This is a genomic window from Nostoc sp. DedVER02, assembly GCF_034530675.2.
GTDB lineage: Bacteria > Cyanobacteriota > Cyanobacteriia > Cyanobacteriales > Nostocaceae > Nostoc.
Genome location: NZ_JAVRCP020000026.1, coordinates 23950 through 46540, shown reverse-complemented (window position 1 = coordinate 46540; position 22591 = coordinate 23950). Strand labels below are relative to the sequence as shown.

At 40.0% G+C, this 22591-nt stretch carries 19 protein-coding genes; 7 read left to right on the top strand and 12 right to left on the bottom strand.

Going from position 1 to position 22591, the window contains the following annotated elements:
* Positions 1-169: 169 nt before the first annotated feature.
* Positions 170-448, bottom strand: a complete 279-nt coding sequence (gene psaK, locus RMZ41_RS22685; RefSeq protein ID WP_322643921.1) for a photosystem I reaction center subunit PsaK — start codon at positions 446-448, stop codon at positions 170-172.
* A gap of 266 nt (positions 449-714) precedes the next feature.
* Positions 715-969: a photosystem I reaction center subunit PsaK gene (psaK, locus tag RMZ41_RS22680; protein ID WP_322643922.1), complete on the bottom strand. Its 255-nt coding sequence runs from the start codon at positions 967-969 to the stop codon at positions 715-717.
* Positions 970-1081: 112 nt separating this feature from the next.
* Between psaK (RMZ41_RS22680) and RMZ41_RS22675 the strand changes: the two genes are divergently transcribed.
* A complete protein-coding gene (locus RMZ41_RS22675) occupies positions 1082-1714 on the top strand; it encodes a phosphoribosylanthranilate isomerase (protein WP_322643923.1) in 633 nt (210 codons plus the stop codon).
* A gap of 143 nt (positions 1715-1857) precedes the next feature.
* Here the strand turns inward: RMZ41_RS22675 and folE are convergent, their stop codons facing one another.
* From folE to RMZ41_RS22650, 5 genes are all read right to left on the bottom strand, one after another.
* Positions 1858-2565, bottom strand: a complete 708-nt coding sequence (gene folE, locus RMZ41_RS22670; RefSeq protein ID WP_322643924.1) for a GTP cyclohydrolase I FolE — start codon at positions 2563-2565, stop codon at positions 1858-1860.
* A gap of 115 nt (positions 2566-2680) precedes the next feature.
* Complete coding sequence (locus RMZ41_RS22665) at positions 2681-3403, bottom strand: SDR family oxidoreductase (protein WP_322643925.1); 723 nt, start codon at positions 3401-3403, stop codon at positions 2681-2683.
* 585 nt (positions 3404-3988) lie between these two features.
* Entirely contained in the window at positions 3989-4969 is a 981-nt protein-coding gene (locus tag RMZ41_RS22660; RefSeq protein WP_322643926.1) for an acetyl-CoA carboxylase carboxyltransferase subunit alpha, read from the bottom strand.
* 128 nt (positions 4970-5097) lie between these two features.
* A complete protein-coding gene (locus RMZ41_RS22655) occupies positions 5098-6117 on the bottom strand; it encodes a long-chain acyl-[acyl-carrier-protein] reductase (RefSeq protein ID WP_322643927.1) in 1020 nt (339 codons plus the stop codon).
* Between the two features lie 120 nt (positions 6118-6237).
* Positions 6238-6936 (bottom strand): aldehyde oxygenase (deformylating), encoded by a 699-nt coding sequence (locus RMZ41_RS22650; RefSeq protein ID WP_322643928.1) that lies wholly within the window; start codon positions 6934-6936, stop codon positions 6238-6240.
* 179 nt (positions 6937-7115) lie between these two features.
* On the opposite strand from RMZ41_RS22650, the gene RMZ41_RS22645 reads away from it, so the two are divergent.
* The 5 genes from RMZ41_RS22645 (at position 7116) to RMZ41_RS22625 (ending at position 12491) form a co-directional block, all read left to right on the top strand.
* Positions 7116-7943, top strand: a complete 828-nt coding sequence (locus tag RMZ41_RS22645; RefSeq protein ID WP_322643929.1) for a carbohydrate ABC transporter permease — start codon at positions 7116-7118, stop codon at positions 7941-7943.
* A gap of 650 nt (positions 7944-8593) precedes the next feature.
* The gene (locus RMZ41_RS22640; RefSeq protein WP_322643930.1) at positions 8594-9886 is read left to right on the top strand and encodes an ATP-binding protein; all 1293 of its coding nucleotides are present in this window, start codon (positions 8594-8596) and stop codon (positions 9884-9886) included.
* A complete protein-coding gene (locus RMZ41_RS22635; RefSeq protein ID WP_322643931.1) occupies positions 9876-11702 on the top strand; it encodes a tetratricopeptide repeat protein in 1827 nt (608 codons plus the stop codon). The genes RMZ41_RS22640 and RMZ41_RS22635 overlap by 11 nt, the downstream gene beginning before the upstream one ends.
* Before the next feature lie 49 nt (positions 11703-11751).
* Complete coding sequence (locus RMZ41_RS22630; RefSeq protein ID WP_322643932.1) at positions 11752-12168, top strand: XisH family protein; 417 nt, start codon at positions 11752-11754, stop codon at positions 12166-12168.
* Positions 12156-12491, top strand: coding sequence for a XisI protein (locus RMZ41_RS22625; protein WP_322643933.1), 336 nt, complete (start codon positions 12156-12158; stop codon positions 12489-12491). The genes RMZ41_RS22630 and RMZ41_RS22625 overlap by 13 nt, the downstream gene beginning before the upstream one ends.
* Positions 12492-12632: 141 nt before the next feature.
* Here the strand turns inward: RMZ41_RS22625 and RMZ41_RS22620 are convergent, their stop codons facing one another.
* Positions 12633-14822 (bottom strand): PAS domain S-box protein, encoded by a 2190-nt coding sequence (locus RMZ41_RS22620; RefSeq protein WP_322643934.1) that lies wholly within the window; start codon positions 14820-14822, stop codon positions 12633-12635.
* Positions 14823-15703: 881 nt separating this feature from the next.
* Between RMZ41_RS22620 and RMZ41_RS22615 the strand changes: the two genes are divergently transcribed.
* Complete coding sequence (locus tag RMZ41_RS22615; RefSeq protein ID WP_322643935.1) at positions 15704-16081, top strand: response regulator; 378 nt, start codon at positions 15704-15706, stop codon at positions 16079-16081.
* 223 nt (positions 16082-16304) lie between these two features.
* On the opposite strand, the gene RMZ41_RS22610 is transcribed toward RMZ41_RS22615, so the two are convergent.
* From RMZ41_RS22610 to ctaD, 4 genes are all read right to left on the bottom strand, one after another.
* The gene (locus RMZ41_RS22610) at positions 16305-17381 is read right to left on the bottom strand and encodes a PstS family phosphate ABC transporter substrate-binding protein (RefSeq protein ID WP_322643936.1); all 1077 of its coding nucleotides are present in this window, start codon (positions 17379-17381) and stop codon (positions 16305-16307) included.
* A gap of 362 nt (positions 17382-17743) precedes the next feature.
* Positions 17744-18952: a serine/threonine-protein kinase gene (locus tag RMZ41_RS22605; RefSeq protein ID WP_322643937.1), complete on the bottom strand. Its 1209-nt coding sequence runs from the start codon at positions 18950-18952 to the stop codon at positions 17744-17746.
* A 1117-nt stretch (positions 18953-20069) separates the two neighbouring features.
* Positions 20070-20696, bottom strand: coding sequence for a heme-copper oxidase subunit III (locus tag RMZ41_RS22600; protein ID WP_322643938.1), 627 nt, complete (start codon positions 20694-20696; stop codon positions 20070-20072).
* 150 nt (positions 20697-20846) lie between these two features.
* Positions 20847-22583 (bottom strand): cytochrome c oxidase subunit I, encoded by a 1737-nt coding sequence (gene ctaD / locus RMZ41_RS22595; RefSeq protein ID WP_322643939.1) that lies wholly within the window; start codon positions 22581-22583, stop codon positions 20847-20849.
* Positions 22584-22591: the final 8 nt, after the last annotated feature.

Here is a 22591-nt window from a genome sequence, read left to right as displayed (position 1 = left end):
CGAGTTACGAAATGCTCTTATTTCTAGAATAGACAATTAATGCCTGTGAACAAAAGTCTAAAATTGGGAATTGGGAATTGGGAATTGGGAATTGGTTATTTCCCCCTTGCTCCCTGCCCCCCCCCCCCCCCCCCCCCCCCCCATTCCCTCGTTAGATGGAAAAAATAATTTAGATAATGCCGAGATTACTCAAGCCTAATACAGTACCAGTGCCGATCAGGTGGCCAGCGCTCATTGCGGCGAGGAATGTAGCAGCGCTGGGATTATTGAACAGCGACGGAAAAGGCAAAGGCATCTTAGGGCCAATGTGAGGATAGCGAATTGTCCGAGGAATAATCAAAAGAAATAATAGACAAGCGCCAGCAATAATTCCAGCTTCAGTCAAGTTCCATTCAGTGCCAGTTTTGGGTAAAGTGGCCTGGGCTGCTAATAAGATTGATGACATCATAGTTCTTTCTCCTGCATGATATTAACTCAATAAACCTTAAAGAGGAGATTATTCCCGTCTCTAAAGCCATATAAATGCTCCTCTAACGAAGTATTTGGATCGTCGTTCAAGGGGAAGGTTAATCCCTCCCCCTTGAGTTAGACGTACTACACAGAGGTCTACTAGCTAATGCTTATGAGTTACCTTGCTGGAGAAAGAACTAAAATCGTTTTTAGGAGTTTTGTATTGAACGCGGCGTTACTAATAACGCCGCTATCATTGCAAAACTACAGACGACCGATGTTAGTCAGTCCTAAAACGATGCCAACGCCGATAATATGACCAAAAGCCATCGCTGCGACGAATGTTGGAATACTAATCGGCAGGATGGGGAATTTGGGGCCAACTAAGGGTTTTTCAATCCTAGTACTTAGCAAAACAATTACTAAGCTACTGATGCTGATGATAATGCCTACTGTAGGATTCCACACAGGTGTTGGGGGAACAGTTGCCTGGGCTGCTAGTAAAATAGATGAAATCAATCTTTTGTCTCCTAAAATGTAGACCTACAAAATTATAAAATTACCAAGGCACAAAAGTTTTTCGGATAGTTTAGACTTTTTTGATAATTATTATTAGATTTGTTAAATTTTTATGCGCGTTAAAATTTGCGGCATTACTCAACCACAGCAGTCTATAGCGATCGCCTCTCTGGGCGCAACAGCACTAGGATTTATTTGTGTACCAAACTCACCTCGCTACGTGACTACATCCCAAATTCGGGCAGCCGTGGCAGAACTGTCGGACAATATTGACACAATTGGGGTTTTTGCTAACGCTAGTATTTCTGAAATCAGTCAGATAGTTGTTGATTCTGGGTTAACTGGTGTCCAGTTACATGGGGACGAATCGCCAGATTTTTGCTACCAATTGCGTCAAGAGTTACCTAATGTCGAAATTATTAAAGCGTTTAGGATTCCTAGTCTTGAGCATCTGGACACGACAGGTAATTACACAAAATACGTAGATACTTTACTACTTGATGCCTACCATCCCGAACAACTTGGTGGTACAGGCAAAACCTTAGATTGGAAAATATTAGAGAAATTTAACCCCGATTGCCCTTGGTTTTTAGCTGGAGGATTAACAGCAGATAATATTGTTGAAGCTTTAAGTCAGGTTAATCCTAGTGGCATTGATTTATCTAGTGGTGTGGAACGCGCACCTGGAGATAAGGATTTAGATAAAGTAACCAAGTTGTTTGAGAAATTAGGGAATAGGGAATGAGGAATGGGTAAGAAGCAGGGGAGCAGGGGGCAGGGGGCAGGGGGCAGGGGGCAGGGAGCAGGAGGCAGGGGGCAAGGGGGAAATAACCAATTCCCAATTCCCAATTCCCAACTCCCAATTCCCAATTCCCAATTCCCAATTTTTTAAAAGAACCCTCCTTGGTGACGAATCAAGTTAAAAAATTCTTCGCGGGTTTTCTGATCCTCTTGAAATACACCAACCATTGCACTAGTAACAGTCCAAGAACCAGGTTTTTGCACACCCCGCATTACCATACACATGTGGCTAGCTTCCATTACAACGGCTACGCCTTGAGGTTCAAGGATGGTCTGGATTGCTTCGGCAATTTGACGGGTTAACCTTTCTTGCACTTGCAAGCGACGAGAATACATCTCAACAATGCGGGCTAGTTTACTTAGTCCGACAACTTTTTGGTTGGGGATGTAAGCAACGTGCGCTCTACCCATGAATGGCAGCATGTGATGTTCGCACAGACTAAAGAAATTAATATCTCTAACTAGTACCATCTCGCTATGTCCTTCATCAAAGATGGCATCGTTAACAAGGTCTTCAAGGGATTGATTATAGCCACTGGTAAGAAACCGCATTGCCTCGGCTACCCGTTTAGGTGTTTTGAGGAGTCCTTCACGTTCAGGATCTTCGCCAACGCCCAATATTATTGCCCGTACCGCGTCTTTCATTTCCTCCATCTGCTCCTCTCTTGGCGGGAACACATCTGCTGGTCGCCCATTATGAGTATTCCGATCGGGTCTGGGAGTTATAGCTTCTGCCAAATCGGGAATCAAAGGCGATTGAGAGGAATTGGAAGCGTTGGAACTAGCAATAGTCATGATTCAGTCTTGGTTATGATTTGAATTTAGTTATGAGTTATGAGTTATGAGTTATGAGTTATGAGTTAAAAATTCTAATTCCTAACTGCTAACTGCTAACTCCTAACTTCGCAATTTAAAGTGCGCCGGCGCTGGGCATAAGGATCAATTCGTCAATAACTGCCTGTTGTGGTAACAGAACTGTGTGGAGAATTGACTGAGCAACAATTTCCGGGGTTAACATTTTGGAACGGTCTAAGTTGACATTGACTGTCTCTGTATCCCAAAGTTCGGTATTGACTGCGCCAGGACAAATAGCTGTAACACGAATGCCGTGGGCGCGTTCTTCTTGTGCCAGGGTTTGAGAGAGGGCTATCAAACCAGCTTTGCTGACACTGTATGCTCCCCAACCAGGAAAGGGTTGCTTGGCGGCTATTGAGGCGACGTTGATAATTGTGCCTGTGCCGCGATCGCGCATTGAAGGTAAAATCCCGACAATGCACTGAAACACGCTGGTAAGATTCAAGTCAATTACCTGTTGCCAGCCCTCTAAGGGAGTTTCGGTCAAAGTGGCTGTGTAGGCAAGACCCGCACTGTTTACCAAAATATCTATATCACCATCAAGGGCGATCGCTTGGATCTTTTCTTTTACTTCAGAGATCCGCGCTAAATCTACAGCGTAAACTTTAGCTTCCACCCCAGTATGCTGTACAGCTTGTGCCACCGCCTCCAACTTATTCAAAGAACGGCTGACTAAGGCGACATCTATTCCGGCTTTGGCAAAGGCTAAAGCTGTTGCTTTCCCTATTCCACTACTTGCCCCAGTAATTAAGGCGCGTCGTTTTTGCTCAACACTCATGCCGTCTCCGAATTTTTTGGCAGTTCCCAAAACCTATTACCATTCAATTATTCACAGTTCTTGGTTTGGATATATTAAAGGAATCTAAAAATCTGATAATTTTCATTAGGTAAATGCTATGATGCGGTGCAACAATGGCATATTGTGGATTTTACCAGTGAAGGCTACAAATCATCGCTTGCAAAACCACACCGCGTACTCAAATTAAATTACGTGAAGTACTCCAACCTGCTTCATTAATCTTGGAGCTTCCAAAATCATGGAATTCAGGGACGGTCTTATTCGTCTTTAGAGTTTCCCGTTTTAACTGCTAGTGCCACTTAGGTATGCCACAAGGGTAGTTTGGGACTAAACCCGATTATGGTCTTACTCATGTTTTCACAGGCAGTTTGATTTTTATCAATACAACATAGTTTGATTTTGTGCTTACGGCAATAGCTTGCCATGAAAAACACAAAACCCACTCAATAAATTTGAGTAGATTTACCAAACATGCAAATGCCTATGGCTAGATTGTTAAAAATCTTTAAGCACATAGGCAATTATAGCATTGCTGCTTGGCTAATCTATCATTATGCAGTAGTTTTAGTGGGCAACTTCTGTAAAAACGCCAATTTTGCGGAATTTCTCATAACGCAATTGGCGGCGTTCTGGAGCGGTTAAACGATTGAGTTCGTCTAAATTTTCTAGCAGCACTTGTTTGAGAGTGGTAGCGGCCTGTAAAGGGTCGGAATGAGCGCCACCAGTGGGTTCAGGGAGTATTTGGTCGATAATTCCCAACTTTTTCAGGTCGTGGGAAATAATTTTCAGAGCGACGGCGGCTTGGGGAGCCTTACCAGCATCTTTCCACAAAATGGCGGCACAGGCTTCGGGAGTGGCGACGGTATAGACGGAGTGTTCAAACATGAGTAGGCGATCGCCTACACCAATACCGAGTGCGCCACCAGAGCCACCTTCACCGATGACTGTGCAGATAATTGGCACATCTAAGCAGAACATTTCCCGCAAGTTGTAAGCGATCGCTTCTCCTTGACCTTGGTGTTCTGCTTCTACTCCAGACCAAGCTCCTGGTGTGTCGATAAAAGTTAGTATGGGCATACTAAACTTGTTGGCGTGTTCCATCAACCGCATCGCCTTGCGGTAGCCACCAGGGTAAGGCATTCCAAAGTTACGGGCAATATTGTCTTTGGTGTCACGACCTTTTTGATGACCTAACATCACCACAGGTTGCCCACTCAAGCGGCCAACACCACCAACTAAAGCCGGATCGTCACCGCCACAGCGATCGCCATGCAATTCCATCCATTCATCACTAATAGCCTGAATGTAATCGAGAGTACTAGGGCGACGCGGATGACGAGCGACTTGCAATCGCTGTGACGGTGATAGACTAGTGAAAATTTCCTCACGCAGTTGCATGGCACGTGCTTCTAGTTGACGAATTTGACCAGAAACATCGACACCATTTTCTTCTGCAAGTTGCCGAATTTGATCGATTCGAGTTGCGAGTTCTGCTAAGGGTTTTTCAAAATCTAACAGTAGCGGTTTACGCTCAGTAGTTGCCATCGTAGGGGTTATAAGTTACGAGTTATCTATTTTTTTGTCTTTTGTCCTTTGTCCTTTGTCATTTGTCAGTTGTCCTTTGTCATTGGCAAATAACGAATGACTAATGACCAATGACTAATGACCAATGACTAAACCAGCAGTGGTCTAAATCCATGTTTTACTGATACCCGGCCAATCTGCTCCATTTTATCTACGGTAATCTGATTCCGTCCCCACGAAAAGTTCGTGTATAACTTCTCAAACTCCAACAGCATTGATTCGGCAAAACAAGCAAACAATTGGCGGGCTGGCACGTCCATATTGACTATTTTCATAATTTTCCAGTCAATATCTAGGGAATGCTCTACAATTCCACCATTCAACACGTGTACACCAGGATACTGAACTTTCGTCGCTAAGTTTTTAGGATAGCCACCATCAATCAACAAACAGGGTTGTTTCAGGGTGGTGGGGTCAATTTCCACGCCTCTGGGCATACTAGCAACCCAAACTACAACATCAGCTAATGGCAGTGCTTCTGTTAAACCCATGATTTTCCCCCGCCCTAGTTCGCCTTGCAACTCTTTGAGACGTTCTTGATCGCGGGCGATTAGCAGAAGTTCTTTGACATCTGTTCTCGCATCTAGCCAGCGTGTAACTGCGCTACCAATATCCCCAGTTGCTCCACAAATGGCAACAGTCGCTTTTGATAGATCAATTCCCAGTTGTTTCGACGCTTCTTCCACCTGCTTACAAATAATGTAGGCAGTATGAGTGTTTCCTGTAGTGAAGCGTTCAAACTCTAGTTTGATATTGCGGACTTGGTTAAACTGCTCTAACTTAAAGTTTTCAAAAATAATTGAAGAAAATCCACCTAAAGCTGTGATGTTAATGCCGTGCTTTTGTGCATGGGCCATGGCGTTGAGGATTTTTCGCGTTGCGGCTTTGATGCGGCGACTAGCTAACATTTCCGGTAAAAAGCAAGATTCTACATACCGTCCTTCAATTTGTTGCCCAGTTACACTGGTGACAATAATGCTATCGACAATTTGCGGCGGGGCGCTGCACCAAAAGTCTAGCCCTTGATCGGCATATTCTGGGTATCCCAATTCTTGAGCTACCGATTGAGCGTGTTCTAAACTAGTCAGATGTCCAATTAGACCAAACATGTAGTGATTATTAGGCTTATGCTGTCTTGAGGGGGGGGAATTTAGGAGAGTTAGGAGTTCTGAGTTCTGAGTTCTGAATTTGAACTACTCAGCACTCAGCACTCGTCACTGGGCACTTTTTTAAGCACCTATGAGTCCGTAGGCTGATAAGCGCATGATATCGCGGGTTGTGAAACCGATGTTACTCAATGCTTCACCGTATTGAATCATAAAGTCTTCTACCAAAGCATCTTTTTCCATTGCCAATGTGTGGGCATCACCTTCTACTTGGTTGAGCATTTTCCAGACGATGGGTAGGTTCTGGCGATTTGCTTGTTCAAGTTCAGCTTTGGATTCTGTAAAGTGTTCTTTCAACCAAACTTCTCCAAAGTTGAGATGGCTATATTCATCTTTAACTACCCCTTCAGTAATTTTGCGGGCAAAATCGTCGGCGACAGGGATGTAAATGTTGTATGCTGCGATCGCAAAACATTCAATAATTAAAGACTGAATCAACAGACATGTAACCACATTTCCTTCTGCTGCGGCTGTTTGGAAATTTTGGTGTAAACCGGAGAAGAATTCCTTAGCAAATTGCAAATCTGGGGTTACTTGCAAATTGCGCCCACAAGCCTCAAACCCTTTCTTATGACGGCTTTCCATCTTGGATAGACGAATCAATTCATCATGAGAGTCTGGCAACAGTCCGGCTAGGGTGATGTAATTTTCATGGGCTTCTTGTTCCCCTTCAATCACGATCGCATTAATCCGGCTATAAGCATCTTTGTATGTTTCGCTCTTGAAATCTAATTCTTTAAATTGGTCTGTAAGTTGCTGCATGGTATGTTTACTCCTGTAAACTTGAATTATTTGACACCAAGAATTGAATTTACCCTATGAACTGAGGGTAACAATCTCTGTGGTTTAATTTAACTTAACAAGTAACTATGTTTATAGATTAACTTTTGCTGGGGGCGATGTAGTACTAGCAAAATAAATACTTTGTAGATAATAAATTTATGTCCGAACCAAAGTGGAATCTGAAATCTAGCGATTTTTTGAGTCTAGTAATCTTACTGGTAGGGGCATTTATCGTTTTACTACCTCTGTTTATTGTTTTTCTCACCTCCTTTACACCGACGGGAGCAACCCCGGAAAATGTTTCCAAAAATAACTGGTCTTTAGTTAATTACCGCATTGCATGGCAACAGGGAAAATTTTTACTGGCGTTTGCTAATTCTACCTTGGTAGCGATCGCTGTGACGGCGTTTCAGATTGTTACTTCTGCTTTGGCTGGTTACGCCTTAGCGCGATTGAAGTTTCGGGGCCGCCAAGCCCTGCTATTGGTTGTTTTAGCAACTTTGGTGATTCCCTTTCAGTTATTGGTGATTCCCATCTTTTTGGTTTTGAAGTGGGGACACCTGATAAATACATACTGGGCGCTTATTTTACCCACTGCTGTCAACGGGTTTGGAATTTTCTTGCTACGTCAGTATTTCCAGACAATTCCCGTGGAGTTAGAAGAAGCCGCAGCTATAGATGGGGCGAACAGACTGCAAATATTGTGGCGGGTGATGTTACCTTTAGCCCGTCCAGCCTTGGTAACGCTGTTTTTATTCACCTTCATCGGCGAATGGAATGATTTGTTTAAGCCTTTGGTGTTCACAACCCGTCCGGAATTAAGAACAGTGCAACTGGCTTTGGCTGAATTTCAAGAACAGTTTACAAATAATTGGCCTTTAATGATGGCGGCGGTGACAATAGCGACAGTTCCAGTGATGATATTATTTCTGATTGGTCAGCGCCAGTTTATTCAGGGTATTGCCACCACAGGGATTAAGAATTAGCAAAACTAATTCGTAGGTTGGGTTGAGGAACGAAACCCAACATTACCCATCACAATAGCCAACGCTGATGTTGGGTTTCACTTCCTTTAACCCAACTTCCAATTTAGGTGATACTTACTCTTTAGTGTCCCGCATCTTTATCTCATGTAGAGACGCGATTTATCGCGTCTAAAAAATTGACACGTTAGAGAGACGCGATAAATCGCCGTCTCTACAAAGAATGTACTCGTCAATTATTCCTTGACAGATTACTAACCAATAGTAACAACAGCTACCATCGCATTGGCTAAAGGAGGATAAGACGAAGCACACTAAAAATTTATTTTTCTAACTGAAAATTTTATTTTATTTATGTGTTAAGTAGCTTTCACTATTTTATCTGTATAATCTATCATTCAGTCTAAATTACCAAATGTATAATCTATCATTCAGCCTTATTGATTATTGACCTCTGTTACTTATTAATAGGTTAAAGTTTGGGAACTAGAGTATCTCTTTTTAAGACATCACATATTACTCACCTAGTAGTTATTTATTAACGTAATTTGAGAAGTTATGTACGCATACTCTATTCTAGACATTACCTAAACTTCTACTTCAAAAATCATGAGCCATTATATGAATAGTTAGCACGTTTACAGCACTATCCAATGTCTCAAGATTTATTAAACTCCTTTCAAGAAGCCTACAGTAATCTCGAACTGTTTCCCTTGATGGAACGGAACGAAATGGAAAGATTTAGAGTCGAATATGGTGATGATTTAATTGCAGACCTGAACCAATTAGTGGAAGATAGTCCTAATGGAGATGGCAAAATTGTCTTTACAGGACATCGGGGATGTGGTAAGTCTACTTTATTAGCAGAATTTAGCCGACAAATTCAAGATAAATATTTTGTAGTTCTGTTTTCTATTGCTGACAAAATTGAAATGTCGGCTGTTAATCATATTAATATATTGTTTGCGATCGCAGTTAATTTGATGACAGAGGCAGAAGCCCGCAAAGTTGATATTCCGCAATCGACTAAAGAAGCCCTTTATAAGTGGTTTGCTACCCGTACCCGCACTGAAGAATCAAATTTGCAAGCAGAAGTTAGTATAGGTTTTGACCTCTTAAAATTGATTAGCTCTAAATTAAAAGCCGATGCTAGCGTCCGGGATGAAATTAAACAAGAATTTGAACGCAAATTATCAGATTTAGTTGCCAGAATTAATGAAATTGCAGCCCTAATTCAAGCTGCAACTAAACAAAATGTTTTAGTAATTATTGATGACTTAGATAAACTCGATTTAGGAAGAGTTAATGAAATTTATCGAGATAACATTAAAGCTCTTTGTCAGCCCAATTTCCAAATCATTTACACTATCCCCATTGCCGTACTACGGGAAACATTTATTAGTACAATAATTGCCACTGAAACTAACGATCAGGTTGTCGCAATGCCCGTATTAAAAATATTTGATAAAGGTAAAAATCGCTTTCCTAATGCCCAGCCTCGCCCCGAAGCAACAAATATTCTCGGTGAAGTTTTACAAAAGCGGATTCCTCGTGAATTAATTGCAGACAAAACTGCTGAAAAAATTGTAATTTACAGTGGTGGTGTATTACGAGAGTTAATTCGGATCTCTAAAGAATGTTGCCGTATTTGTCTGCGGATGATTCGGCGAAATCCCTCAACCGAAGTGATCATTGACGATAAAATTCTCCTGCAAGCAATCAATAAAATCCGCAATGATTTTTCCATCCGTTTAGGAAAGATTGATATAGATATTTTGCAGAGCGTTTATGAACAATATATGCCCAATGACCCCAAACAAGCAGAGTTTTTAGATTTGCTACATGGGCTATATGTTCTAGAATATCGCACTGATGAAACTTGGTATGATGTTCATCCAATTATTATTGAAAGCCTGAAAAGACAGGGAGCTATTAATGTTAAATGATGAATTATTTGATGAAGGAGAAAATCAAGATGCTTATGACGATTTAATTGTTTCTATTGAAGCTCAAAAACGGGGATTAAATTTACTAATTGCAGTTTCTGATGATGCTAGCTTTCGTGATGAGATTATTGCCCAATATGAAGCTGAACTACAACCCACTTTTCATCCATATCGAGTAACTTTAGCACGTCAAGAGCCGAGCCTTAAAGCTGCTCTTAACCAACTGCTACAACAAGAAGAATATCTTCGTCAGCAAAAGCCTGCGGTGATTACTGTGACGGGCGCTGAACAACTTTATTTTCTCAGGTTGGGAAAAGAGCAATCAGAACAGGAGAAATTTTTTGGTTACTTACAGTGGACAAGGGAAGGATTGCGCGAGTTTCCCTTTGCCATTGTACTTTGGGTAACTAACCAAATTTTAGTCAACTTGATTAAAAAAGCACCTGATTTTTGGAGTTGGCGTAATGGTGTATTTCGCTTTGAATCTCAAAAGACAAATGCTATCCCTGGTAAAGAATTAGAAAATATCCGCTTTGTTTTTCGAGATACAGAATTAGCTAGCACAGATACTAATGAAACTAATCGCTTTTTCTTACCCATTCAAGATTTACAAAGGTTAATTGAGAAAATAGAACAAGAACGGGGAACTAAAGACCCCACCTTGGCTACCTTATACTCAAGATTGGGCGATATTTACCACAGCAGATTAGGTCGGGGTGAATCTCAAAATTATCAAGAAGAACAGGAATTAGCAATTAAATATTGGCGACAGGCGAGTGAGCTACAAAATGAATTAGGTTTGCAAATAGATTTAGCTAATAGCCTCAACAATTTAGCTGGAATCTATCGTGAAACAGGACATTACAACGAAGCCGAACCATTATATAAACAAGCTTTAGAATTGAGGAAACGCCTTTTGGGAGACAATCATCCTTCTTTTGCTACTAGTCTGAATAACTTGGCGGGACTCTACAAATCTACTGGACAATATAGTAAAGCGGAAATTTTATATCAAGAAGCTTTGGAATTGAGGAAGCGTCTGTGGGGAGAAAACCATGCAGATGTCGCTTTTAGTCTGAACAATTTGGCATTACTATATGATGAACAAGGACGTTATGATGAAGCAGAACCTCTGTATCTGCAATCATTAGAACTTGAAAAACGTTTGGTTGGTGAAAATCATCTTTCTTTCGCTCTTATATTGAATAATTTAGCGTTACTTTATTATCATCAAGGACGTTACAGCGAAGCTGAACCTTTGTCGCTGCAAGCAATAGAATTAGATAAGCGATTTCTGGGAGAAGAGAATCTTGATGTTGCAACAGATTTGCACAATTTGGGATTGATATACCGCGCTCAAGGACACTACGAGCAAGCAGAATCGTTATTTTTAGAATCACTGGAACTTAAGCAGCGTCTATTGCAAAAGACGCATCCACTTTTAGCAGATACTATTTATGCTCTTGGTTATATGTACAGGGAGCAGGGACGCTACAATGAGGCGGAAACTTTATGTATAAAAGCCTTAGAACTTGATAAACATTTATTGGGAGAAAATCATCCTAATGTTGCTGAAAGTCTCAATAATCTGGCAGAAATTTATCGTGAGACTGGACGTTACGATGAAGCCGAACCGCTATATTTGCAAGCTTTAGATATTTGTGAGCGAGTCTGGGGTGTCAATCATCTGCGTAGTGTCACTGTTCGTCAAAATCTCGAAAAACTTGCCGCAGCGATGGAGAATAATGGAGAGTGCGATGTCTTGTCTACGACACGCTGCGCGAATGACAACCCCTTGGGGGAACACATTACATAAAGTAACAATATTATTTTGGGTTAATTTGACCTAATCTAAAGATAGCAACATGGCTAAAGATGTTTTCCATCAACAGGTAAAAAAAGCATTAATTAAAGATGGGTGGATAATTACTCACGATCCTTTTACAATTCGTATTAGTGAAGCGATTAAACTACAAATAGACTTAGCGGCTGAAAATACCATTGCCGCAGAACGTAACACAGAGAAAATAGCTGTTGAAATTAAGAGTTTTATTGCAGATTCAGATATCAGTGAATTTCATACTGCACTAGGACAATATCTAAATTACTGCCAAGCTATTGAAGAACAAGAAGTAGACAGGGTGCTTTATCTAGCAGTTCCTCTTGAAACATATCAAGACTTTTTTCAACTTTCTTTTGTCCAACGTGCTATTCAACGTTACCAAGTTAAGTTGATAATTTACGAGCCAAAATGTGAGGAAATTAGACTATGGATAAAATAGAGCGCTATCGACAACTTATCAAACAAGTATTGAGCGAACATCAACAAATAGTATCTAATACCGATACAGTTAATTCACAATTAATTTTAGACAATGAAAACGATCATTATCAACTAGCTTATGTTGGCTGGCAAGGAGATAAGCGAGTGTTTGGCCCAGTCATGCATTTTGATATTCAAAATGGGAAAATATGGATTCAGTATAACGGGACAGAAGAATCTGTTGCTGAACGATTGGTTGAGTTAGGTGTACCCCCTTATGATATTGTCATTGGGTTTCACTCTCCTTTTAAACGCCAATTTACTTCTTATGCTATCGAGTGAATGCAAACAAATATCTTCAAATCGAGTGCTGAATACATGAATATTTACCCAAAATAATCGTGTTCTAGTTAAGTGCGATCGCATTACACTTAACTAAGCCCTTTAGCTGCTTCAATTTCTGCAAAAGTAGCTAATCATAAGTTAATTTCTTGAGGATGAAAAAGTCTGTTTAATGGGTATAGAAATGATGAACTCTGTACCTTGACCAAACAAGGAAATGCATTGCAACGAACCGTCATGTTTTTCACAGACAATTTGGTGGCTAGTAGATAAACCTAAGCCTGTGCCTTTACCCACAGGTTTAGTGGTAAAGAAGGGGTCAAAGATGTGTTTTTGAATATCTAGAGACATTCCAATTCCGTTATCAGCAATTCGTATAACTAATAATCCCGTGTTATCAACTTCAGTATGAATAGAGATTGTACTGGGATATAGTTTCATTTCTTTAGTTGTTCGTTGAGCATCTTTTGCATTTATTGCATCTATTGCATTGCTCACGATATTCAGAAATACCTGATTTAGTTGTCGAGCATAACATGCTATCAGTGGAAGCTGACCATATTGTTTGATGATTCTTATTTGGGGACGCTCTGGTTTGGTTTGAAGGCGATGTTGTAAAATCATCAAGGTACTCTCAATTGCTTGATGGATATCAACGGCTTTGAATTCAGCTTCACCCATGCGTGAAAAAGTTCGCAAAGAATTGATAATTTGTTTGATACGTTCGGCTCCGGTTTTCATTGAAGAGAATAGCTTCGGTAAATCTTCAGTCAGAAATTCAAGCTCAATAGCCTCTGTTTGCTCTTGGATCTCTGGCACTGGATGGAGATAGTTTTGCTGATAAAGGTTGAGCAAGTTAAGCAGGTCTTGTATATAGTTTTGAGCATGTATGAGATTAGCGTAGATAAAGTTAACAGGGTTATTAATTTCGTGAGCAACCCCAGCAACGAGTTGTCCAAGGGAAGACATTTTTTCGCTTTGAATAAGTTGGGACTGAGTAAATTGGAGTTGTTTTAATGCTTGCTCTAGCTGATGAGTCTGTTGCCGTAATTGGGTTTCGGATTCCTGAAGAGTAATCTGTGCTTGTTTTTGGCGATCGATATCAGTACAAGTGCCGATCCATTCCAGAATACTGCCATCTTCATTTAGAACTGGAACACCGCGAACTAAAAAGTAACGATAGTTGCCATCAGCAGATTGAATACGATATTCAGTTTGATAAAGTTGTTTTGTTTCCACCGCCCGTAACCAAATCTGTGCAGTATCTTCGCGTTCTTCTGGGTGTATAGAGTCTAGCCAACCGAAGTCTTGAATTTCTTTTTTGCTCAGACCAGTGTAAAGTCTCCATCCTGGCAAATCTTCAATAACTCTACCTTCGGCATTTGTAGTCCAGATAATTTGTGAGGTAGCAGTAATTAGAGAACGATAGCGTAATTCACTTAACTTGAGTGCGGCTTCTGCTTGTTTGCGTTGTGTAATATCACAACAGACAATAATTCCGCCTCTCAACTTTCCCTGTGCATCTTTGAGAGGCGTACCGTTGACCATTACCCATATTCCATCTGTTGCTTGAGGATGACGTACAAACATTTCTACATTTTCAGAATTTTCACCTTGAATTGCTTTGGCCAAAGGAAGATTATCTGTTGGGAAAGGTGTTGTTTGGTCAGGTAAAAACAACCCGTAGTGTTGTGACCATTGCTCTTGGCTGCTATCAATTGCCCCGTTACCAAATATTTGTTTTGCTGCGGGATTAAATACTAAGAATTTTCCTTGTTCATCGGCAACAATAACCCCATCGTTCATAGAGTTAAGGATTAATTGTGAAAGATTAGCTTGCTCTTGAAGAAGGGCTTCTGTTTGTTTACGAGTAGTAATATCATCAACCATTGAAACAATTCCAACAATTGTTCCATCTGGGGATGTCAAAGTCCTGTTGTACCATCGACAGCTAACGCTTTTACCATCTTGAGTACAATTTTGATGAATACTATCAATACTATCTACTTTTTCAAGTAGCTCTTGAAAAATCTCTTTGAGAGTTCCTCTAATGCCTTGGGGTGTAATTAATTCCAAGGTTTGGTTACTCAATACCTGATGTTTGGTATAGCCAAAAATCTTTTCAGCAGCAGAATTCCATTCTGTAACCTCAAAAGATGTATTCCATTCAATTACCGCTAAAGGATTATTTTGAAGTAAAAAATTCAATTTGTGGTGCAGGTGCCTTAGTTCTGCCTCTAGGAAATCAGACTGAATTTGATTATCTTTTATTTCTACTGTGTCAATATTTGATAAGAGGTTACTAGCATCGTTACCTTGGTGCTGAAACATTATATTTTCTACTTCCCTAAATAAAAACTATAGAACTTTTAGTATTTGATAACTTCAAAAAAATTTAACAAATATAATTTAGTTTTAATGAGTATTATTAAAGCTTGGATTTCATTGCTATTAAATAACCCTTAGTCCGTTATATAGCAGATATTATAACTCGTCAATGAAATTAAAAATAAACGGCATAAATTTCATTTGTAAAAAAGTTCAACACCCAGTTATTAAAATTAAATGTGATTTAAAACACTAATGAACTTTATATTTTTTGTATTGCACATTTTGGCTTTATATATAGGATTTCAATATGAGGATAGAGTCTTTAAACTTTGCTTAATCAGATAATTTTTCATCTCTAAACAAGTATTTATACTGTAGCTAGCCAATTGGATAATTGTTAATATTGAAAATACTTAACAAAGATAACTATTTTAGTGATTAGTCAAAAATAAAGCCTTGAATAATCAGAAAAATAAAGTGTCAGATATGAATCCACTACTAATTTAAAACTACTAAATCATAGATTTAATGTGGGGTTTTACTACTCACTCGCCACTGTTAAAGAATTAATGCTAAGTTATAAATTTTTAATTTTTTTGATAATGGAATCAATTGCCATAAATATCTAATTGAATTAAAGTTTGAGAAAATAATTTCCAATAGCTATGGGTATAGAGCCGCACTTAAAAAATAATTATTTCAAGGGAAATGCGAGGTACAAAGCATCTATTACCTAAGCTTTAAGCGTGGTATAAATTGTTTATTTCTAGAAGTAGAAACGGTGAGATATTACACCTAAATAAAAATTTGATAGTGTGTTGTTTGCCGTAGTCTGAATCCCCTATTCATTTTGTATTGGAATTGAAGTTTAAGAGGTAATTATGACTGCGACTATTTTAGTTGTTGAAGATAGCTTGACGGATATGAAAATTATCAGTTTGTACTTGGAACAAGCAGGCTATGTTGTAATTAGTGCCAAAAGTGGCGAAGAAGCTCAAGAAAAAATAGATGTAACCCCGCCTAATTTAATATTTACTGATGTAATTTTACCAGGGAAAAGTGGATTTGAACTTTGTCGAGAAATCAAAACGAGTTTCAGGTACAATCAAATTCCTGTAATTTTATGTTCAACGAAAGACACCGAGCTAGATCGGCTTTGGGGGAGTATGTTGGGTGCAGATGCTTATCTGACAAAACCGATAAATCAAAAAGAATTAATAATAACTTTGAAGCGTTTAACTCAGAAAGAAAATGAATAAGAATTTAGCGATTCTCAAGCTAAAAGCGATGCCCTGAGTAGTTTGACAGGTGTTACAGTGAATCTGTCGAAATGTTGATTTTAGTCCTGATAAAAAAGTTATAGCAACAAGTAATAGTGATGCGAATGACGGTATTTGCCTAGAGTATTTTCCCTTGAGGAGCCGATTACAGAATTAGTGGTAAAAACCCCCAGAAGGGGGGCTTAATTCTCATCTAAATTTACTAGCGAACGCTGACGAACCCAGCTTGCTCAATTGCCCTTTGTCCCTGGTCAGTTAATAACAGTTGAGTGTATGCATCCCCAATCTGCTGTTCCCGACCTTTATTCTGCTTAATAATCACAAACAAGTTAGCAATAATTGGATAGCTTTTATCTTTGATAGCCTGAGTGTTTAGCTGGTTGCGCTGACGCGGACATTGCTCAGGCGATACCATCGGTTCACGGTAGGGAGGAATTAGCTTACTAGAAGTTCCACGTAATGGCAAAGCCTTCACACTACATTGAGGTACTACTGAACGAGCAGATGCGTAGTACACACTACCAGGTATTTTACTGAGTTGACGTACTGCTTCTGTAGTAGAGTAGACGTATTTCACATTAGAGCCAAGTAATTGACCCTTCAAATCGCTGTTGCTAGCAAATATAACTGTATCTGCATCTTCTGGCCTCTGAGACAAAGGCGTGATGGCTAGATTTGGCCCACCTACTTGATTCCAGTTAGTAATTCGCCCTAAATAAATCTGGTGCAATTGGTCAACAGTTAAACCTGATACTTTCAGGGATGGGTTAACTACCACTGCGATCGCATCCATACCTACCTGACGTTGCTCAAGTGTGAAGCCTCGCTCTTTTGCAATAGCTTGTTCTTCATCTGTAAGGGGACGAGAAGACTGAGCAAAATCTAGTTTACCATCAAGTAACATCCGAATACCTGAGCTAGAACCAGGGCTAGAATTAGTAGGGTCTACGTAACGTAATTGTAGTTCCGGGCGATCGCTCTGGATCTGAGAATCTACCAATTGCCGGATAGATGCCCACGCTGTACTACCTCCATAATTGAATGAGGCAGGGGGGACATCTGCAACTGTCTGAAAACTGGATTCACTATTAGAGACGGGCTTGAAACTTTGATTAGAAGAAGAGTCAATGCTGTTGCGGGACAATAAATTCGGCTTCAGTAACCACCAAAGTAATCCGCCAATAACCATAAGTGTCAGTACTTTCCCAATAATCAAACCTCTAAGAAAGAGGGCTATTTCACTGTTAATTAAAGCTTTTTTTTGATTGGTATTGTCCATATTTTTAAATGGTGTTTATTGTATTTATCTTACAGGAATTTATAAGTATTTATCCTAGAATAATTTTTAGAATATTAAAGCTAAGTAAGTGGATAAAATTAAATATAAAACCTCACCCTGCCTCCAGCTTCCCTCTCCTTATTAAGGAGAGGGATTGAGGGTATTTAATAACCATTTTTATGAGTAATGTTATATTATTAAGCTTTCTTATATGTAGAACTGAATATTTAATTTTTTCAAAAATTTAGTACTCATATTGCCTATCTACAAAATAACTTCATAAATCAAAGTAGACTGCTGTCGTGAGATTCAATTTGCTTGTTTTTTAGTAGTATTTACAATGGTGCAATTGTTTTTACAGACTACTCTGTTAACTTCGATTTGCGTATTAAGCTATTCACATCAACATTCGTGAAGCGTGGCTCAACAAATTTTTCTATAAAATTATTTAATTGCGTAGGTTTGTTTGGAGACGACGTACCTGTATTAATAAACATATAAATTAACACTATCACTATCAAACTAGTGGTAGCGCCAAGTCCTATTCCTAAAAACAAAATAAAGTTTTTATAACTCAGCAAATAAGTATCATCACTGTTTAACTTGATGCCAATAGATTCTGAAGATTGCGATAACGTTAGATCGGAATTAAGTGCTTGTAAAGCTTCTGTAGCAGACTGATAACGCTGGTTGTAGCGATCGCTAACCATTGTATCTAAAATATTTGCAAGAGTATCGCTTACCTCTACCCGATCGCGCCAGAGAACTTCTCCAGTATTGGGATCTTCTTGTAATTGCTCAGGTATTAAACCTGTCAAAGCTTGAATACCAATCATCCCTACTGCATAGATATCGCTGCAAAGTTTTGGCTTTCCTTTAGCCTGTTCGCTTGGCATATAGCCAGGAGTTCCAACAGAAATTGTTAAGCCTGCTCCCAAAGCACCAATTTTCTTAATACTCCCAAAGTCAATAAGCACAATTTTCTGATCTGAGTACCGCCGCATTAAATTCTGGGGCTTGATATCTCTGTGAATAATGTTATTTTGGTGGACAAATGCTAGCACTTCCAGAATGTCTGTTAATAAATTTAAAACTGCATTCTCGCTAAGACGCTGACCTGGTATAATTTCTTGAGTTAAGGCATGACCATCAATAAACTCTTGGACTAAATAGAAATCTCCATCCTCATTAAAATGGGCAAAGAGTCTAGGAATTTGATCGTGGTCGTTCCCTAATTGGTATAAGACTTCCGCTTCTCGGTCAAATAGCTTCTTCGCAATGGGTAGAACAGCAGGATTGGAATCTTTTGGGTGGAAATGTTTGACAACACAATGGGGTTGTCCTGGCAAATCTAGGTCTATGGCTAAGTAAGTGTCACCTGAGCCTCCACTTCCTAAGTGTTTGACAATCTCAAAGCGATTCCGAAGTGTTTTTCTCGTAATAGAAGTTTGATTTTTGTTACGTTTAGCACCTGACAACAAGTAAGTACTAGTAGATCCTCCGCTTCCTAGCAGTTTGACAGTCTCAAAGCGACTGCGAAGTGTTTTTCTTACTAGAGGGTTCTGGCTCATGTGGCGTATACTAATTATTAATTTACTAACCATTCAGAGCTTGGCTGAGGTTATAAATACTTGTCGCTAGACTGTTTGTATTTGTTGAGGCAGTCAGCTTCTGTGGCAACCTATGCTTTAGAGCATTTTTATAGCTAGCCCCTTAATTTGGTTAATTTAATACCTTTATTAATATTTTAATATAAAATTAATCTCTGTGATAGTTAAATAATTTTCTCACTTAAGTAAATGTAACACTAGTTGAGAGTATTTAGAACTGTAGTCAGAAGCTAATGTTCTGGAGTTAAGAGTCAACTTTGAGCCTGGTTACCGATAAAACCTTGAAGAGTAGAACTTAAAAGCACAAATACTCTTCAGGATACGCTACAGTTTTATTACCAAACTTTAGGGACGACTAAGTAGTTAAGTGTCAATCAATTAAAGTTTGTAGTCAGGATTTTAGTCTTGTTCATCCTTGATCTATCAAATTACAGTATATTAACTGCTTATTCAATAGTTTTCGCAAAACATCCGACTTTTCCGACTTTTCCCACCTTTATTTGCATTAATATTACTGGCAATAACTCATGGGCATGAAAAATTACGCGCTGTAAAAAAGAATTATATTGTATAGCAGTCTAACGAACCGTTTCAGGTCTTTATAAATTATTTTTGGATGGCAAATCTACCATCTATCGTAGGGGAAGTTTATGAGTTTTCCCTATGATAGATGTAATTTTTACAATTATCTATATTAGGTCTTATGTATTGGCAGATAAGACCTATTGCCTTTAGCAAAAGTAACAAAGGGAATAGCCTAAACTTGTTTTAATATATTTTCTGGAAATATTGTTAGGTAAGTAGGTAGACGTAATCAAATATAAGATCAAACCTCACCCTCAATCCCTCTCCTTAGTAAGGGTGAGGTATTTATAGCACAAGGCTTGGTGTTAGAACATCAACAGATGATGAAACTGAGACGCAAAAAGACTTTTCACCCAGTCCCCAGTCCCTAGTCCCCAGTCCCTTGCTATAATTTGACCCACTTACTTAAAACAATAAAACTATTAATTAAAAAAGCCCCCAGTTGGGGGCTGATTAAGTTGTTCGCGTGGAATAAACAACTAATAATTAATACTTACAGGAGATACAGTAATCCGAACAAAATAATCCAAATCACGTCAACGAAGTGCCAGTAGATTTCGGCTGCTTCTATACCGAAGTGCTTTTCGTTACTATAGTGACCCGGAAGGCGCGATCGCCACAACACGGCAACAATTGCTAAAACGCCGATAGTAACGTGCAATCCGTGGAAACCAGTCAAAACGTAAAATGCACTGGCAAATAAATTGGTAGTTAAACCGAATTCTAAATGGGTATATTCATATACTTGACCCACCAAGAAAATAGCACCCATCGCCGCCGTAATTGCTAACCAGAATTGTGCCCCCCGCGTATCGTTCTTTTTAATAGCAGTGTCAGCATTGTGCATGACAAAACTACTAGAAATCAGATTGATTGTGTTCACTCCGGGTAACAATAGTTCTAACTCTGGTGTACCTGCTGGCGGCCATGCAGGTAAGGTAGCACGAAAAGCTAAGTAAGCTCCGAACAGTCCCATAAAAATCATCCCTTCAGCAATCAGGAAGACAATTAGCCCAAACATACGATGGTCTGGATGTTCTTCATGATGATCGACGGACGCTTCCGCCGCGTGGTGATGATTAAGTTCAGTTTTAGCTGGGTCAATAGTTTGACTTTGCATGAATTTTTATAAGTGGGGAATGGGGAATGGGGAATGGGGAATCGGAGTTAGGAGTTGGGAGTTAGAAGTTAGAAATTTTGAACTAACAACTTTATTAAACTCATAACTCATCATTCATAACTCATAACTCTTCACTCCTAACTCATCACTTTATTTCCGATCTTCGGGATTTGCAGCAACGGCTGGGTCGGGTTCTGCTCTTAATACTGAGTTTGGGCCGCCAGACAAGATTGGATTGGGATCGGATAAGGGTACACCTTCGTCAGCCTTTTCCAAGCCGTAGTCGTAGGGGCCTGTAGCCAGTACAGGGGTTCGATCAAAATTCTCGATCGCAGGTGGTGAGGTTGTCATCCACTCTAAGGTAAGTGCCCTCCAGGGATTATTACCAGCTTTCTCGCCGTACAACCAACTCCAAATCGCATTGATGATGAAGGGGAATGTCGAAATTGCTAGTATGTAAGCGCCATAAGTGCAGATTTCGTTGAGAAAGGTAAATTTGGGATCGTATTGAGCGATCCGGCGGTTCATGCCCATTAAACCCAGCTTGTGCATAGGTAAGAAGGTCATGTTTAAACCGACAATAGTCAAGGCAAAGTGAACCTTACCCCAAAATTCGTTTACCATCCGTCCCGTCATTTTTGGGAACCAGTGATAAATCGCTGCATAAATGCCGAGAACACTACCGCCAAATAGGACGTAGTGTAAATGTGCTACTACAAAATAGGTGTCGTGAACGTGAATATCGAAGGGCACTGCTGCCAACATTACGCCACTGATGCCGCCAATCACAAAGGTGCCAACAAAGCCCATTGCAAACAGCATGGCGCTATTAAGCTGGATTTTGCCGCCCCACATTGTTCCTAACCAACTGAAAATTTTAATTCCAGTTGGTACGGCAATGATCATGGTGGTGATCATAAAGAACATCCGCAACCAGCCGGGAATACCACTGGTAAACATGTGGTGCGCCCAGACGATTAGCCCCAAAAAGCTGATTGCTAGAGATGAATAAGCGATCGCTTTATAGCCAAAAATCGGCTTGCGCGAATGTACGGGGATAATTTCTGAAATTGCTCCAAAGAAGGGCAAAATCATGATGTAAACGGCTGGGTGGGAGTAAAACCAGAACATGTGCTGGTATACCACTGGGTCGCCGCCACCAGTTGGGTTAAAAAATGTTGTCCCCGCAATTAAGTCAAAGGCAAGCAGAATTAGACCTGCTGCTAACACTGGCGTTGATACTAAAGTCAGTGCCGAGGTAGCAAACATCGCCCAGCAGAACAAGGGCATTTGGTGAACCCCCATACCGGGGATACGCATCTTGAGCAATGTGACGAGAAAATTTATTGCCCCTAGAATCGATGACGTACCTAGTAGGAGGACGCTCATAATCCAAATTCCCTCACCTACTTGACCTGTTACCAAGCTCAGGGGAGGGTAGGAAGTCCAACCCGCATCCGGTGCATCGCCTACCACTAAACTCGCGATCAACAATAAACCCGCAGGGGGAATCATCCAAAAGGCAACAGCATTCAAGCGCGGAAATGCCATATCCTTTGCCCCAATCATTAAGGGGATGAGGAAGTTAGCAAAACCCGCACCAGCTGGCACAATCCACAAGAAAATCATGATTGTGGCGTGCAGCGTAAATAAGCTGTTGTAGACTTCAGGGGTGACAAAATCAACTTCTGGGGTTCGCAGTTCTGTACGAACCAAGTCAGCCATCACCCCGCCAATACAGTAAAAAATGAATGTAGTGACTAGATACTGAATTCCAATCACCTTATGATCGGTGTTGAAGCCAAAGTAATCTTGCCATTTTCTGATCCCTGGTTCCTCTACAAGGGCGGGGATATTGGCAGTTTCTTGCAACTGAGCTTGTGTCATAGTCGTTA